This is a genomic window from Corynebacterium sp. KPL1818, from assembly GCF_000478135.1.
Taxonomy (GTDB): Bacteria; Actinomycetota; Actinomycetes; order Mycobacteriales; family Mycobacteriaceae; genus Corynebacterium; species Corynebacterium accolens.
On sequence record NZ_KI515758.1, the window covers coordinates 87,140 to 103,353 of the forward strand.

General features: G+C 59.8%; 13 protein-coding genes and 2 pseudogenes. 7 read left to right on the top strand and 8 right to left on the bottom strand.

What is annotated here, in order from left to right; all coding sequences use genetic code 11:
* The first annotated feature begins 179 nt into the window (after window positions 1–179).
* A complete protein-coding gene (locus HMPREF1261_RS00400) occupies window positions 180–1,565 on the top strand; it encodes a hypothetical protein (protein WP_023029564.1) in 1,386 nt (461 codons plus the stop codon).
* Window positions 1,566–1,695: 130 nt separating this feature from the next.
* Here HMPREF1261_RS00400 and HMPREF1261_RS00405 read toward each other — a convergent pair whose 3' ends face one another.
* Window positions 1,696–3,117, bottom strand: coding sequence for an MDR family MFS transporter (locus tag HMPREF1261_RS00405; RefSeq protein WP_034657786.1), 1,422 nt, complete (start codon window positions 3,115–3,117; stop codon window positions 1,696–1,698).
* Between the two features lie 97 nt (window positions 3,118–3,214).
* Here HMPREF1261_RS00405 and HMPREF1261_RS00410 point away from each other — a divergent pair, with 97 nt between their 5' ends.
* The 3 genes from HMPREF1261_RS00410 to crtI all read left to right on the top strand — a co-directional run bounded on the left by HMPREF1261_RS00410 (window position 3,215) and on the right by crtI (window position 7,205).
* Window positions 3,215–4,651 carry a GuaB1 family IMP dehydrogenase-related protein gene (locus tag HMPREF1261_RS00410; protein WP_023029566.1) on the top strand — a complete coding sequence of 479 codons (1,437 nt, stop codon included), beginning with the start codon at window positions 3,215–3,217 and terminating at the stop codon, window positions 4,649–4,651.
* Between the two features lie 31 nt (window positions 4,652–4,682).
* Window positions 4,683–5,534 carry a phytoene/squalene synthase family protein gene (locus tag HMPREF1261_RS00415; protein ID WP_023029567.1) on the top strand — a complete coding sequence of 284 codons (852 nt, stop codon included), beginning with the start codon at window positions 4,683–4,685 and terminating at the stop codon, window positions 5,532–5,534.
* A 69-nt stretch (window positions 5,535–5,603) separates the two neighbouring features.
* A complete protein-coding gene (crtI, locus tag HMPREF1261_RS00420) occupies window positions 5,604–7,205 on the top strand; it encodes a phytoene desaturase family protein (protein WP_034657787.1) in 1,602 nt (533 codons plus the stop codon).
* 338 nt (window positions 7,206–7,543) lie between these two features.
* Here crtI and lysS read toward each other — a convergent pair whose 3' ends face one another.
* Window positions 7,544–9,121: a lysine--tRNA ligase gene (gene lysS / locus HMPREF1261_RS00425; RefSeq protein WP_034657788.1), complete on the bottom strand. Its 1,578-nt coding sequence runs from the start codon at window positions 9,119–9,121 to the stop codon at window positions 7,544–7,546.
* Between the two features lie 316 nt (window positions 9,122–9,437).
* Between lysS and HMPREF1261_RS12920 the strand changes: the two genes are divergently transcribed.
* Window positions 9,438–9,638, top strand: a complete 201-nt coding sequence (locus HMPREF1261_RS12920) for a hypothetical protein (protein WP_232018276.1) — start codon at window positions 9,438–9,440, stop codon at window positions 9,636–9,638.
* Here HMPREF1261_RS12920 and HMPREF1261_RS12630 read toward each other — a convergent pair.
* Window positions 9,635–9,832 carry a hypothetical protein gene (locus HMPREF1261_RS12630; RefSeq protein ID WP_156907259.1) on the bottom strand — a complete coding sequence of 66 codons (198 nt, stop codon included), beginning with the start codon at window positions 9,830–9,832 and terminating at the stop codon, window positions 9,635–9,637. The two genes, HMPREF1261_RS12920 and HMPREF1261_RS12630, sit on opposite strands and share 4 nt — an antisense overlap.
* A gap of 690 nt (window positions 9,833–10,522) precedes the next feature.
* Between HMPREF1261_RS12630 and HMPREF1261_RS12195 the strand changes: the two are divergent.
* Window positions 10,523–10,816: pseudogene (locus HMPREF1261_RS12195) on the top strand (transposase); the annotation flags it as partial.
* 74 nt (window positions 10,817–10,890) lie between these two features.
* On the opposite strand, the gene HMPREF1261_RS00430 reads toward HMPREF1261_RS12195, so the two are convergent.
* The 5 genes and pseudogenes from HMPREF1261_RS00430 to HMPREF1261_RS00450 all read right to left on the bottom strand — a co-directional run.
* Window positions 10,891–11,712: an ABC transporter ATP-binding protein gene (locus HMPREF1261_RS00430; RefSeq protein ID WP_023029571.1), complete on the bottom strand. Its 822-nt coding sequence runs from the start codon at window positions 11,710–11,712 to the stop codon at window positions 10,891–10,893.
* A 2-nt stretch (window positions 11,713–11,714) separates the two neighbouring features.
* Window positions 11,715–12,698, bottom strand: coding sequence for an iron ABC transporter permease (locus HMPREF1261_RS00435; RefSeq protein ID WP_023017976.1), 984 nt, complete (start codon window positions 12,696–12,698; stop codon window positions 11,715–11,717).
* A complete protein-coding gene (locus tag HMPREF1261_RS00440) occupies window positions 12,688–13,650 on the bottom strand; it encodes an iron ABC transporter permease (protein WP_023029572.1) in 963 nt (320 codons plus the stop codon). The genes HMPREF1261_RS00435 and HMPREF1261_RS00440 overlap by 11 nt, the downstream gene beginning before the upstream one ends.
* A complete protein-coding gene (locus HMPREF1261_RS00445) occupies window positions 13,650–14,522 on the bottom strand; it encodes an ABC transporter substrate-binding protein (RefSeq protein ID WP_023029573.1) in 873 nt (290 codons plus the stop codon). The genes HMPREF1261_RS00440 and HMPREF1261_RS00445 overlap by 1 nt, the downstream gene beginning before the upstream one ends.
* A 95-nt stretch (window positions 14,523–14,617) precedes the next feature.
* A pseudogene (locus HMPREF1261_RS00450) lies at window positions 14,618–15,118 on the bottom strand (IS3 family transposase); the annotation flags it as partial.
* Between the two features lie 90 nt (window positions 15,119–15,208).
* Between HMPREF1261_RS00450 and HMPREF1261_RS00455 the strand changes: the two are divergent.
* Window positions 15,209–15,919 (top strand): ASCH domain-containing protein, encoded by a 711-nt coding sequence (locus HMPREF1261_RS00455; protein WP_034657790.1) that lies wholly within the window; start codon window positions 15,209–15,211, stop codon window positions 15,917–15,919.
* Window positions 15,920–16,214: the final 295 nt, after the last annotated feature.

Below are 16,214 nucleotides of genomic sequence, written 5' to 3' on the forward strand. Positions count from 1 at the left end.
TGTAACGCCGCATGACCCAAAGGATTTCCTCTTTTTGGCCCCCATTGGCCTATAAACGCCCCAAACCGCCCATACTCGCAGCTCACATGGGTGTACGCCGGTAGCGAACAGGGCCTATTTAGCCTAGAATCTTCTTCATTCTCCCTGTCGCCTCGTAGATACAAAGGAATAAAACAACCGTGCCGCACCTTCCCGAATTCTTTGCTTCCCAGCACAACCTGCACGAAAAGGCAGTGCTGGATGAGGGGCCCAACTCCACCCTTTTTGCCGTGGAGGATGGCTCCACGCACGAGGAATTTACGGTGGAGATCTTCGCGGCGGAGACAAAGGGCATCGTCAAGGCCTCTACTGCCCTGCACGGCCTGCACCACCCCGCGCTCGCCGCCCTGGTGGGTTCTGGCACCACCGCGGATGGCCAGGAGTTCTTGGTCCGCAAGGCCTGCTCGGGTACTGCGCTGCCCGCGCTTGCCGATGCCCCCACCAAGCCCCACGCCCAAGAAATCCTCACCCCCGTGGCAGGCGCGGTGGATTTCCTGATTAGCCGCAACCGCGCGGATTTCGCCGTCCACGGGCTCAAGGCCGATCGCGTGTTTGTGGATGAGGATAAAAAGGTCGCCGTCCTCGCCGCCGCTGGCCCAGGCGGTGCAAGCACGGCGGAGGAAACCGCCGAGAACGATGGGGAGAAATCGTCGGAGGAAACCGCCGAGAACGATGGGGAGAAATCGTCGGAGGAAACCGCCGAGAAAACTTCAGAAAAGGCCGAGAGCGCGACGGGTGCCGATGCGGTCCGCGCCTTCCAAAAACTCGTTGCCGCCACGTGCCCTTCCTTCACGCCGGAGGAGGATTATTCGAGCGCTAAAGAGGTCGTGGCGGCGCTGCACCCCGAGCGCGATCTCGATACCTCACAATTCCCGCCGGTGCAGGCCGCAGAGCCCGAGTCCCAGCCGCAACAACAGTTCCCGCCACAACCGCAGCAGCAGTTCCCGCCGCAGAACCAGGCGGCTCCCCAGTATCAGCCGCAGTATCAACAGCAATACCAGCAGCAATACCAACAGCAGCCGATGCCACCGATGAATGCGGCCCCGCCAAAGAAGAAGGGCAAGGGCGGGCTCATCGCGCTCATTTCCGTTCTGGCCGTCATCGCGGTGGCCGCCGCGGGCGCACTGTGGTTCTTCCTGTCCTACCCCAGCTGGGATGCCAAGGAAAAGAACCTTGCGGATGCTTATCCGAGCCTGATTGGCTCGCGCAGCGGCCAAGACGGCGCGCTCGGCGCGGAGTGTTCCTCCCGCACCCCAGAGGACGGACAAGAAGCGAAGATCACCTGCTCGGGAGATGGTTTCAGCTACACTGCCGCCTACTATCCCAGCGTGGAAGAACGCGATGCCGTTCTCCCAGACACTGACCCAGTAGAGCTGTCTAACGATAGGTGCACCATCCAAAGCTACGAGGCCTCAAAGGATCCGATGACCTACGTCATGGCCGTGGAAGGTACCCAGTCCATCTTCATGGTGTGGGGCGATGATGCCGAATCCGCGCGGCTCAAGCTACCTCTGTGTGCGCAATAGCCACGCACAGAGACGACGAAGGAGAGCAGGCGCGCTTTCAGGGCTACCCCGCGCAGGGCTGGGCTGGCCGGGGAACGCCCGCGCGGAGGCCAATCCTTCGGCGCGTCGGGCGCCGTGCAACGTCCCGGCGCTAGTCCGCGGCGGGCACGCGCTTGAGCAGGGGCGCTAGCACGAGCACGAAAAGCGAGAGCACGCCGGCGAAAAGGAAGGCCCAGTGCGCGCCTTGGGCGGTGGCGGCGGCCTCGCTCATGCCCTCGGCTTGGCCGGATTTGGTGCCGCTGGTCAAAAAGGCCACGAGGAAGGCGGTACCCGCCGCGCCGGCGAGCTGCTGCAGCGTATTTAGAATGGCGGAGCCGTGCGAATAGAGGTCATCGGGAAGCGAGGACAGCGAGACCGTCATCAGCGGAGTCATCATGAGCGCGATGCCCACGGCGAACAGGATGTGCATGCCGATGACCATCCACACCTCGCTGTTTTCTGTCAGCAGGGTCATCAGCCAGATGCCGGTAGAAAACATGATGGCGCCGGGGATTAACAGGGGCCGGGGTCCAAGGGCGTCATAAATCCGCCCCACAATCGGGGAAATACCGCCCTGCAAAAGGCCGCCGGGCATCACCACGAGGCCGGTGACCAGCGAGGATACCGCCAGCGAGGTCTGCAGATAAATGGGCAAGATATTCACCGTACCCAGCAGCAGGGCGAACATGAGCAGCATGGCGATGACCGCGAGGGTGAAATTACGGACCTTAAACGGGCGCAGGTCCAAAAGCGCGCGGTTTACCTTAGCCAGCCGGAGTTGGCGCACGGTAAAGGTAATGAGGGTGAGGACGCCGAGGAGGAGCACGAGGGCATCGGCAAGCGAGCCGCCCTCCACCATCTTTTCGATGGACGATAAGCCATAAATGAGCCCGCCGAAGGCCAGGGCGGATAAGAATACCGACGGAATATCGAGCGGGGTATCCCTGCGCTCACCCACGTTGACTAGGCGGAAGTAGCCGGCGATGCTAATGGCGGCGATGAGCGGGACCATGGTCCAGAAGATGACGTGCCAGGTCGCCATACTCAAAATAAACCCGCCGACGGTAGGGCCCAGGGCCGGCGCCACGGAGATGACCACGGTGATAATGCCCATGACGGTGCCGCGGCGCTGCGGTGGAACGAGCGTCATGGCCACGGTCATAAGGGTGGGAATCATCAGCGCGGTACCGGCGGCCTGCAGCACGCGGCCGGCAAGGAGCAGCCCAAAGGCCGGGGCGAGGGCCGCCAACACCGTGCCCGTGAGGAAAACGCCGGTAGAGGCGCCAAAAATCTGCCGGGTGGTGAATTTATCCATCAGGAACCCGGTGGTGGGAATGACCACACCCATGGTGAGCAAGAAGCCGGTCAGCAGCCACTGCGCGGAAGTCGCCGGGATGGAGAAATCCGCCATGATGGTGGGCAGCGCCACCGAAAGCGCGGTTTCGTTCAAAATCATCACCATCGCGGAGAGCACCAAGATGGTGAGGTTGGCTATGACCTCTGCGGAGATTTTCGGGGCGGGATTCTGAGACACCAAATCAGGATACTGAGTTGGCTTAACCTGCAAAACTTGGGGCGTATGATTTAGATGTCTTTTCCTGCACCCTCGATTCACGTTAGGCAATCCCACAGTGCATTTCCTCAATGATTCCCGCCCACCCTACGAGCTGACCTACTCGGATGTATTTATGGTGCCGAACCACTCAGATGTTGGCTCGCGGCAGGCGGTCGACCTCACCGCAGCCGATGGCACGGGCAATACCATCCCGCTCATCGTGGCGAATATGACCGCGGTGGCCGGCCGCCGCATGGCAGAGACCATCGCCCGGCGCGGCGGCATGGCCATCCTGCCCCAAGACCTCAGCCTGGAGGCCGCGGCGGAAACGATCGCCTCGGTGAAGGCCGCCGACCTGGTCTATGACACCCCTATCACCATCAAGCCGCACCACACGGTGGGCTATGCCAGCAACCTTTTGCACAAGCGCGCCCACGGCGCGGCCATCGTGGTCGACGGTGCGCTGCCCGTGGGCATCATTACGCCAAAGGATCTGCGCGGGCAGGATAATTTCACCGCCGTGGGCGAGCTCATGACCACGGATTTGGTGACCCTGCCGGTAGGCATCGACCCACAGGAGGCCTTTACCCGCCTGCGCACAACCTCGCGCAAGCTCGCCCCAGTGGTCAATCCGGATGGCACGCTGGCGGGCATTTTGACGCGCAAGGGTGCGCTGCGGGCGACGATGTATAAGCCGGGCATCGACAAGCAGGGGCGATTGCACATCGGTGCCGCGGTGGGCATTAATGGCGACGTTGAGGGCAGGGCGCGGGCGCTTGCCGATGCCGGCGCCGACGTCCTCGTCATCGATACCGCCCACGGCCATCAGGACAGCATGCTGGCGGCGCTGCGCAAGGTCAAGGCCCTGGATCTGGGCCTGCCGATTGCCGCCGGTAACGTGGTCACGGCCGCCGGTGTGCGCGAGCTGGCCGCGGCGGGCGCGGATATTATTAAGGTCGGAGTGGGCCCCGGCGCGATGTGCACCACCCGCATGCAAACCGGCGTGGGACGGCCGCAATTTTCCGCCGTGCTGGAGTGCGCCGCCGCGGCCCGCGAAGTCGGCGCGCACGTGTGGGCCGATGGCGGCGTGCGCGATCCCCGGGACGTGGCCCTGGCACTGGCTGCGGGCGCGTCCAATGTGATGATTGGCTCCTGGTTCGCCGGCACCTTTGAATCGCCCGGTGACCTGCACAAGGACGCCGATGGCTCGTTCTACAAGGAATCGTTCGGCATGGCCTCGCGCCGGGCGGTGCGCGGGCGCAATTCCGCCACCGAGGCCTTCGAGCGCGCCCGCCGGGAGATGTTTGAGGAAGGCATTTCCACCTCCCGCATCTATCTCGATCCGGAGCACGGCGGCGTGGAGTATTTGGTGGACCGCATAATCTCCGGCGTGCGCTCGTCCTGCACCTACGCCGGGGCCGATTCGCTGGCTAGCTTCCACGAGCGCGCCACCGTGGGCGTGCAATCGGCCGCCGGCTTTGCCGAGGGCCAGCCGCGGGCCACCAACCGCTAGGGTGATTCAGGCGCGTGCTACTTTTGCAAGTATGTTGACTCGCTATGACCAGGCGGCCTCGCGCGCGGCCGCGCAGGTTATGGGGCAGTATTCCACCAGTTTTTCCCTGGCCACGCGCCTTTTGCGCGGGCGGGTGCGCGAAGACATCCGCCACCTTTATGCCGTGGTGCGCATCGCGGACGAGCTTGTCGATGGCACCGCTGACCAAGCCAGCATCGATGCCGCCGCCGCGCTCGATGCCTACGAGTCCGCTATCTTGGCCGCGCCGGAGAAAAGGCTGCACACCGATCCCGTCGTGCACTCTTATGCCATTACCGCCAGGCGCTGCGGATTCCAGCGCGAGCACCTCGTGGCCTTTTTCGATTCCATGCGCGCAGACCTTAACCAGCGGGAGTATTCCGCTTCCGAGCTCGCCAAGTATATCTACGGCTCCGCCGAGGTCATCGGCCTATTGTGCGTGCAGGTCTTCCTGGCGGAAGAGACCGTCTCCGCCGCCGACCGCGCCGCGATGGACCGCGGTGCGCGCCACTTGGGTTCCGCGTTTCAAAAGATTAACTTCCTGCGGGACCTGGGCGAGGACTCCTCGGTCCTCGGCCGGGCCTATTTCCCGCAGGCTGCTGGTGGCGCGCTTTCCGAGGCCGCCAAATCCGCGCTCATCGCCGACATCCGCCGCGAGCTCGCCGCCGCCGAAGAAGCCATTAACCTCTTGCCGCTATCCGCCCGCGTTGGCGTGCGCGCGGCCGCCGATATCTTTGCCGAGCTCACCAACCGGCTCGCTGCTACCCCCGCCGCGGAGTTAAACACCACCCGCATATCCGTGCCGAATCGCACCAAGGCGTGGCTGGCCGCCCGCGCCGTGCGTGCGGTGCGCGCGGTGAGGTAGTGCACCGCGCGGAGATGGGCTCACGCGTAGATGAAGGACCCCCGCCAAATACCGCAGACTAAGGAGAATATGATGCGCGCCGTTGTCATCGGGGCCGGCATCGCCGGCCTGGCTACCGCTGCCCTACTGGGCAAAGAGGGCTACGAGGTCACCGTCGTAGATTCCCTAGACGAGGTCGGCGGGCGCGCGGGCAGCTATACGGAGGCCGGGTTCCGCTGGGATACCGGACCGTCCTGGTACCTCATGCCGGAGGCCTTCGACCACTTCTTTTCCCTCTGCGGCACCTCGACGGAAGCGGAGCTCGACTTGGTGGGCCTCTCACCCGATTACCGCGTCTATACCGGCAGCCCCACCGCATCCACTCCTGGCAGCGGCTCGCGACCTACCCCCGTGGATATTCACTCCGGAACCGATAACGTGGCCCAACTCTTCGAGTCGATAGAACGAGGCGCCGGCAAGCAGGTGCGCACCTATTTGGCAGATGCCAGCGACGCCTACCAGGTAGCGCTCGATCACTTTTTGTACACCACTTTTTCGGCGCCGTTGAACCTGGTGCATAGTGATATTCGGCATCGGCTAGCGCGAATCGCGGCGCTTTTAACCAGCAGCCTGCAGCGCTATGTCAATGAGAAATTTTCGGATACGCGCCTGCGCCAGATTCTGAGCTACCCAGCGGTTTTTCTCTCCTCTGAACCTGCCGCAACCCCCGCGCTATATTCACTGCTCAGCCATACCGATTTGGTGGAAGGCGTGCGCTACCCGCGCGGTGGATTCGCTGCCGTAGTCGAGGCCATCTACCGCCAAGCCCAAAATTTTGGCACCACGTTCCGCTTGGGCGAAGAGGTCACCGCCATAACCACCGCCGGCGGTTCCTCCGCCCGCGCCACCGGCATCCGCGCCACCGGTGTCCGCACAACAAACGGGCACATCGGTGCCGATATTGTGGTCTCGGCTGCGGACCTGCACCATACCGAAACCCACCTCTTACCGCCGAAGCTGCGCACCTATCCGCAGCGCTACTGGGCCCGCCGCAATCCAGGGCTCGGCACCGTGGTGGTGCTCGCCGGTGTGCAGGGAAAACTCCCGCAGCTAGCTCACCACACCTTTTTGTTCAGCCAGGACTGGGACCCGGATTTCCGGGCCGTGTTTTCTGGACCAGAACCTATGCGCCCGCTCGGGGCCTCGCGGTCTATCTATATATCCAAAACCTCAGCCACCGACGCCGATGTGGCACCCGAGGACCACGAAAACCTCTTCTTCCTCATTCCCGTGCCGGCTGCAGAAGACCTTGGCCACGGCGATGCCTACCATCCCGAGGCGTCCCCACGCGTTAAGGCGATCGCTCAAGCAGCCATCGACCAGCTATCGGCCACCGCCGGGATTCCAGACCTGCACGAGCGAATTACCATCACCCGCACCCTTGGCCCCGCCGATTTTGCCGAGCGCTATCACTCCTGGTCAGGCGGGGCTTTGGGGCCAGCGCATACGCTTTTTCAATCCGCATTCTTCCGCGGGCGCAATGCCTCGCGCAAGGTGACCGGCCTTTACTACGCTGGTGCGACCACTGTGCCAGGCGTCGGCGTGCCGATGTGCCTGATTTCTGCAGAAAACATCATCAAACGCCTGCGCGATGACCGCTCCGCGGGCCCGCTTCCTACCGATGGTGCCTGAGGCCGCTCGCCGGCTCGTTTTCCACTTGCCGCCCACTGCTCGCAGCGCGGCCTCCGATGCGCAACGCCTCTCGTTCGGCCTCGATTGTGCAGCCTTCGATGCACAACCTCTTTTGTGCAACCTCGGATGCGCATCCTCCTATGCAATAGGTCCTCGGTGCTAACTGAGCAAACTCGGCCCTGAAATGTAGCATTTTTCACTCAGATATCACCGAGGAGGTTGCACTTTTGTGAAGTCGATAGAAGTACGTAGATGTAGGCAAAGAAAAAGGCTGCAGCCGGTGTCGGGGCGCTAACGTGTGCCCGCGTGGGCGGGCACCGAGTGGGCGCCGGGTATGGCTACTTCTGTTCTGGCTTTACCAGCGGGAAGAGCACGGTCTCGCGGATGCCGAGGCCGGTCAGGGCCATGAGCAGGCGGTCCATGCCCATACCGGTACCGGCCGTGGGCGGCATGCCCTGTTCCATTGCGGCGAGGAAGTCCTCGTCCAAGACCATGGCTTCCTCATCGCCGCCGGCGGCAAGGCGGGCCTGATCCTCGAAGCGCTCGCGCTGGACGACGGGATCGACAAGCTCCGAATAGCCGGTGGCTAGCTCGAAGCCGCGCACGTAGAGGTCCCACTTTTCGGTCACGCCGGGCTCGGAACGGTGCTGGCGGGTTAGCGGGGAGGTCTCCACCGGGAAGTTCTTCACAAAGATGGGGCCTTCCAGTTGGTCCTCGCACAGGACCTCCCAGATTTCCTCCACCAGCTTGCCGTGGCCCCAGCCTTCCCCCTTCGGCACGTCGAGGCCGATGACCTTGGCAATTCCCTTCAGGGTCTCCACGTCGGTATCGATGGTGACCTCCGGCTGACCGGGGAACTTGCGCTGCAAGGCCTCGTTCAGGGAAGGATACATCTCGATTTCGGGCCATTGCTCGCCGCCGAAGTCGAAATCGGTGCCGTCGGCAAGCGTGACGGTGGTGGAACCAAAGACCTCGCGAGCCACGGACTGGATGGACTCGCGGGTCATGCGGGCGCAATCATTGTAATCGCCCCAGGCGGCGTAGGTCTCCAGCATGGCGAACTCCGGCGAGTGGGAGCGGTCCACGCCCTCATTGCGGAAGTTGCGGTTGATTTCAAAGACGCGGTCGATGCCACCGACGACGGCGCGCTTCAAGTACAGCTCCGGGGCAATGCGCAGGTAGAGGTCAATATCGAGCGCATTGGAGTGGGTGATAAACGGGCGAGCGGCCGCACCACCGTGCAGGGTCTGCAGCATCGGGGTTTCGATCTCTACAAAGTCCTGGCTTTCCAGGTAATTGCGCAGCGCGCGCATGACCTTCACGCGCACCATGGCGTTCTTGCGGGCCTCTTCGCGGATAATGAGGTCGTTATAGCGCTGGCGCACGCGGGTATCTTCAGCCATATCCGCGAAGGACACCGGCAGCGGGCGCAGGGACTTGGCCGCCATGGTCCATTCCTCAGCCATGATGGACAGCTCGCCGCGGCGGGAAGCAACCACGTGGCCGCTAACGGAGATGAAGTCGCCCAAGTCCACGTCGGACTTCCAGGCATCGAGGCGCTCCTTGCCCACCTTGGCCTGCGAAAGCATAGCCTGCATCTGGGTGCCATCGCCGTCCTGCAAGGTGGCAAAGCACAGCTTACCGGTATTGCGCATGAAGATAAGGCGGCCAGCGATGGCGTGGGTGACCTCGGTTTCCTCGCCGGGCTCCAGGTAGGTCACGCCCTCTTCATTGCCCGGCTCTTCGCCCTCGGCCACTACGCGGAAATCATGGCGCAGTTCCTTAAGCGCGATGGTGCGCTCGACGGATACCGGGTAGGCCTCCACGCCGGATTCGAGCAGGCGGTCGCGCTTTTCGCGGCGGATGCGCAGCTGCTCAGGGACATCGTTTACTTCAGTATTCTTCTGCTCGCTCACGTTAGCCAAGGGTAGTCGATCCCGCCCGCTACCCGCGATTTGGCCCAGCCATGTCTGCCAAAGCAACGAAAGAGCGCACAGACAGCAAGTACACACCATGACGCTGTATCGACCGAGAACATTAACGATTCCTACAAAATATCGTTTAACCCTCGTTTAAGCCTGCGCTTCCCCACCTATAAAAAGAATCCGGCCCTGAGATACTTACTCAACGCCGGTATTCTGTAGCTGCGGGTACTGTCCCGCTCTATAGCTAAGTTTTTATACCTATTCTAAAAGGAAAACAAGTGTGTGATGCCTAAACTGACATATTGAAGTGTCCCAGGTTTTGTTCCGTTTGAGTAGATGGGAAAATCTGGAACATGCCAAGAAAAATTTTGATCAGGATTTAAAGGACCGTGTGGTTCGTCTTGTAGAGGACCGCATCGTGGCGGAAAACATGTCAATGCGCCCCGCATGCCAGGCAGTAGCTCCAAAGTTGGGGGTTTCATGGCACACAGCTCGTCAATGGACTTAAGCCTGCTCGCCGTGCAGGAAGAACCCCAGAACCTGTTCCTGAAGACGTGGCTGCCGAAAATGCCAGGCTACGCCGCGAAAATCACCAGCTTCGAGATACCAACGAGTTGCTGAAGGCCGCGTCAGCTTTTTCGCCTCACGACCAGGCCCCAAGCCTCGATTATGATCCGGTTCATCGATAAATACCGGAATCATTTCTCTGTCGAGTTCATCTGCAAGACGTTGAAAAATAACCGGGCTGGCGGGTTTATCACCTCGCGTGGTTATCGCCAGTCCAAAGCCCGAGGGCTTAAGTGCTCGTCGCCTTCGTGACGGTTGTGCTAATTGAACGCATTAGTGCTATTCATCGGGATAATGACGGTATCTTAGGCGTGCGGACAATGTGGCATGCACTTCACCGTGATGGAATCTGTTGTGACCGGCTATTTGGTAGCAGTGTCGTGACCATCCGGTAGCGCTTGAGTATGAAACCGGTAGCAGTTCACAATGCTCGGGACACTTCATTCCGGGAGATACACCGCTCGGGTGCGGCACGTACCGGAAGGACTCCGGTTACGACGGATTACCGTGCGGTGATAGCGCTGTCAGATGCGAGGTTTTGGTACCGGTGTACTGGGGACTCGGAACTGCTGTGTTCTGGGTAGTTGGTACTGCGGCGGGCCGACGGAGTCGGCTCGGCTGTTTCCTTTATTCGTCCGGTTCTATTGGGGAGGTGGCTTTGCGCATGTCAAAGTCTCCTATGCGGATTCGGTGGCCGCTATTGAGAGAGTGTCTAATGGTTTGTGTGTAGGTTCCCAACCTGCATAAGGAGATAAGCCAGAATGACTAGTGTGGCACGACGAGATCTAAGTTGATAAGGCCAAGATTGATGCGATTGAAAAGAAGCTTCTTGCTAACCCTGAAATCGCGAAACTGATTGATGACCTAGGCACGCATACAACGGATGCCAACGACCTGGTTCGGGGCATGTTGCAAGTCTCGATCACTAGAGGTTTGAATGCTGAGATGGATGCCCACCTTGGCTATGAGCCCGGCGATAGGGAAGGCAAAGCTGCTGCTGGAACAGACAGTTACCGCAACGGCACCTACCCGAAAACCGTGGATTCTAACTACAGGCCAGTGACCGTTGGTGTGCCGAGAGATCGGGCTGGAACATTCTTGCAGACTATGGTCCCTAAGGAGTTGTCAAAAGATAAGTGTGCGGTTCGAGTCGATCTTATGGCCTAGATCGTTTTCCATTACTACGTGTTCTTTTAAAGAGATTTATCTTCTTCCTTCTGGGGTCCGAAAAGTTCAGGAGCGTGAACGGAAATGGGTATGGGGAAGCGTCGACCGGTAGATGGATCAGTCATCTCTAGGCACTCAACATGGAAGGTTTCGCGTACGAGTTCAGCGGTCATAACTTCCTCGGTGGGCCCTTCGGCCACAATGCGCCCCTCACGCATAGCTACGATTCGATCGGCGTAACGCGCGGCATGGACCATATCGTGGACCACCATGACCACCGTAGTCTCGGCACGGTTAAGATCTCGGATGAGGTCCAAGATGGACAATTGGTGCGCGGGGTCGAGGTAAGTAGTTGGCTCATCAAGCAAGGTAATTGGTGTTTCTTGCGCCAACGTCATAGCGAGGAAAACGCGCTGGCGCTGGCCGCCCGAAAGGTCTGCGGCGGGGGTATCAAGCAGCTCGCTCACCCCAGCACGTCTGGCTGCACGCTCTACCGCTTCATGATCTCCGGCCCGCATCGTTGCTAGCGCCCCCGTATAGGGATAGCGGCCGTAGCCGATGACGTCGCGCACTACTACACCTTCCGGGGCCACGGGGTGTTGTGGCAGGAAAGAAACTTCCCGGGCAAAAGCGCGCGAGGAATACTCGCTGATATCTTTTCCTAAGAGGTAGGCTGCGCCTGAGCTGGGTGTAAGTTGGCGGCCCAAGGTCTTGAGAAGCGTCGACTTACCGCAGCCATTTGGCCCGATAAGGGCAGTTACTTGACCGCTGGCTAAGTGGAGATTTACATTCTTGACCACATCTGGACCACCGTAGCCCACGGTTAATGCGCTACACGTCAGTGTCATGTCTAGCCTCCGTTTCGCACTCGGGTGAGCCGAGTCAATAAGAAAATGAAGTAAGGTGCGCCAATCAACGCGATGAGCGCACCGACGGGAATTTCCGTGGGCGCAAAGGCCCACCGGCCTACCGAATCGCATGCGGTGACAAGGACCGCGCCGCCGAGCGCCGCCACGGGTATTTGCCGGCGCAGGTTCGTACCGACCACCAAACGGGCAGCATGTGGAACGATAAGCCCGGCGAACCCCAAGACCCCAGCCGCAGCGACCCCTGCGGCGCCGAGGATGACGGCCAAGGCGATGGCTATGAGGCGCCACATCCTAGTCCTGACGCCGATACCGGCCATGGTGGAATCATCTAGCGCCAGCATATCCAGGTGTTTTGCCACCACCATCGCAACGGTTAGGGCGAGAAGGATGAAGGGAGCGACAATGGTGGCATCGCCAAGCGAGCGGGCGTAAAGCGAACCTTTCAGCCATGTCATTGCCGCGCCTGCTTCTGGGGCGGCGCGCACCAGCAGCAGTTCGGTGATTGCACCCAGCCCAAAAGATACCGCTACCCCGGTAAGCGGCAGGCGTACCGGGTCACTCGCCCCACGTCCAGCGAGGAGGAGAACCAGCGCGGTTCCTGCCAGCGCACCGATAAAGACAATAAAAGTCAACAGGTGGGCCGGCAGGGCGCCTGCTCCCATGAGTACCGCAACGGCCGCGAGTCCACCGCCGGAGGTAATACCCACCGTATCTGGTGCGGCCAAGGGGTTCCGCAGCGCGGATTGCAATAGGCAGCCGGAAACGGCCATGGCAACGCCTGCGCATATACCCACCAAGATCCGCGGGGCGCGGTACTTCCAGATGAGCGGCTCTCCGGTAAAGAAAGCGGTGACCACCTCAGCCGGCGGCTTCATCACTGCACCGACGCCCATGCCGATAACCGCGCTACACACCAACGCCAGGGTGAGTCCTACTAGCACTACAATAAATCTCTTATGCCGCATGCTTGCTCCTCCCCAGCGTATGGACGGACCACAGCACCAGTGGCATGCCAGCCAAAGAAGTCACGATGCCCACTGGGGTCTCGGCCGGCGCCCAGATTGCTTGGCCAATCGAATCGGCCACTAGGAGCACCGCCGCTCCAACAATTCCAGCCACGCACAACCCCACGCGGTGATGCGGACCACAAACCCGCCACGCAACTGCTGCAGCCATCAACCCCAAGAACCCAATCGGCCCGGTTGCGGCCACCGCCGGAGCAATGAGCACTACCGCCGCCACAATGGCAGCCAATCGAATTCGCTCCGGCTTCGCTCCTACAGCACCGGCCACGGCATCGCCAGCTACGAGTAAGTCCAATCTTTTCGCACTGACTAAGGTCAAGGGCACCACGACCAGCACGGAAACCAGCGCGGGGACAATTTCGCCCAGACGCACCCCTGCAAGCCGCCCAGAAAGCCATGACATCACCGTAGCCAGTTGAGCCTCATCGATTACCAGGAAAATGGAGGTCAAAGCGCTACACAGCGTGGAAACGGCAACGCCAACAAGCACCATGCGCTGGATCTCACCGCTCTTACCGACGCCCACAGTCACCCCCACAGCAATCCCTGCGCCCAACAGCGCACCGGGCAGCTGATCGACGCTCGAGGTTTCGCTTCCTATAAACATTGCGGTTGCGACTGCACCGAGTGCCGCACCGGAGTTCACACCAGTAATGGACGGATCGGCAAGCGGGTTCGCGGTGGCCGTGCGCAGCAATAGCCCACCCACACCTAACGCGATACCAACCACCGTGGTAGCAAGGAGGCGGTCAAAAGCCACGCTATGTAGCTCTTCTTCCAGCCACGGGGCATCAACTGGCACCTGAACATGGCGAAGCCGCCACCACCACACGAACACGGCGACAGCGGTGGCAAGGACCAAGCAGGAACCGGTTTTAGTTCGTAGTGCCACTACTTTTCAGCTGCAATAATGTCATCGAGCATGTGCTCAGCAGAAAGCGGCCCGCGGGCGCGTGACCAGATATCTTGGTCTACTTCTACGATGTCACCGCTCCCTTTAGCATAGGGCGTCTTCTTAAACGCATCGACGTCCTTGTACATAAAGACCCGGTCAGCCTTCATACCGGGGAGCTTATCGCCAGTCAGCTCCGCTACATCGGTCTTGGATTCGATGGATGACTTCTCACCTTCAAAGGCGTAGTCATAGCCCACCTCACTCAGCAGGGACTGGGGGAAGGAAGGATTGACCCAGGTATAGAGCAGCTCGCTGGACCAACCGGCCACAACAGCACGGCTGCCTGGCTTTACCGTGTCCTTAGTCTGAGCGATCTTGTCCTCGATGCGCTGACGGACCTCTTTGGCTTTTTCCTCTTTGCCAAGCTTGGCCGCGATCTCATCCATCGAATCCAGCACGTCCGAGTAAGTCTCATCTGAGTAGGATTCGGTATCCGCAATCTCTTCTAGCTGTGGCATGATATTGGCCTGGCGGGTAGGGCTAGCCAGGATCAGATCTGGCTCCAAGGATTGGATAACCTCTAGGTTCGGTTGTTTGGCTTGCCCCACTGAGGTGGCCTGCTCCAGCTGGCCCTTTAAGGTGGTCGGCGCCTCCGATTTACCGATTTCCACGATTCCCACTGGGTCCACATCGAGGGCCTTGAGAATTTCCTCGTAGCGCCAATCGAGCGCCACAACTCGCTCGATCTTCTTATCTCCGTTCTCTTCCGTAGAAGAAGAATCAGAAGAACACGCCACAAGGCCTGCCCCTAGAGCTAAGGCGGATACGAGCGCGAGAACTACACGCCCTTTTGTAAACGATTCTAGCATAGCCTTACTTTATATTAATAAGAGTTTACTGTCTAGTGTCAGATGCGAGTGGGGTTGCCCGCAAATCGTGGGCACGTAGTCAAGCTACCTAGTGGTTAGGCAGCTATTTCTTCTTCGTTTCTGGTTTGGGTGATATGGTTCTCGAAATCGATAGGGCTGACCATCCCGAGGGCGGAGTGCCGGCGTCGACGGTTGTAGACCACTTCAATCCAGTAAGCCACAGCCTGACGCGCAGCATCGTGGGTGGGCCAGCGCTTCCGGTCGTAGAACTCGGTCTTAAGCGTCGACCAGAACGACTCAGCCATCGCATTATCGAAACACACCCCGGTACGCCCCACGGATTGAGCAACGCCCAGATTGCGGCACGCCTCCCAGAGTTGTTCGCTGGTAAATTGTGTTCCCCGGTCGGCGTGAAACACCAGCCCGTCAGGAACATCACCGCGCAATGTATGCGCCATCCGCAGGGCCCGTTCGGCCAAACTTGTGTCTTGCACGCTATCCATAGCCCAGCCCAGTAACCTGCGGGAATGGCCGTCGCGGACCGCGCACAAGTACAACCATCCTTCACCGGTGCGCAGGTAGGTAATATCCGACATTGAAGTGTCCCAGGTTTTGTTCCGTTTGAGTAGATGGGAAAATCTGGGACACTTCAGATCGAAGCTGCTAGTAGTTACTACCATTAGAGCGTGATTACTAACGAACTTCGGGAATTAACAGCCAAAGCAGCCGCCCATGCGCAGCGCTTCCAAGACGGAGGAGACCACACCGTAGCCGCAGCCCTCCTGACCAAATCAGGAAAACACGTTCTCGGTTTAAACGCACACCATTTCCTTGGTGGCCCCTGTGGCGAAGTCTCTGCTTTAGCAAACCATGCCGCTAGTTATCCAGGGGATCCCATCCAAGCAGTAGTCGCCATATATGGACCTACCGGTCAAGTTATTTCACCCTGTGGTAAATGCCGCCAGGTACTTTTTGATGTCGATCCATCTATCCAGTGTATTGTGCGCGGAAGCAACGGCCTCGTTGCGCCCACTGTGGAAGAACTTCTTCCATTCGCGTTTAACTTGCAAGACTTGGAAAAAGAGCAGCGCATCTACATGTGGGAAGGCTACGAGGATTCCATTCGGAGCGGAGAAAAGCGTCAAACAATCCGAGTAGATGATCCCTTCAATGAAGGAAAAGCCCAAATAGTCTTTGAGAAGGAAACCGGGGAAGTCGTCAGCTTACCCGCACAGGTCACAGCCGTTGTATCTACCCAGCGCGGGCTGCTGTCGGAAAAGCAAGCTAAAAATGACGGGTTCAATTCTCTATCCGAGCTTCACGAAGCTTTAGATACCCACTACCCCGGATTAGCGGATACAGACGAAGTTGACGTTGTAGAATTCGAGCTCCAGTAGACTCGCCAGACCGAAAATCGAATCATTCGCTACCTCGCCAAAAAGCCGCTGTTCGGAAATTTTTAAGATATTTCGTCAAGATTTACAAGTGCCGCCACCAAAGGGCTCCCAACTGGAGGAAGCGAGATAACGACTCCTCCATAAGTCCAGTCGATTGAGCCTTCGCCGTTAACCACGGTACTTCGGCACTACTGGATACATGCCGCGCCAGCAGGGTCCTTTAATCCCGCCCGCTACCCGCGATTTGGCCCAGATATGTCCGCCAAGCCACGCCGAGCGCGCAAAGGAACGCATA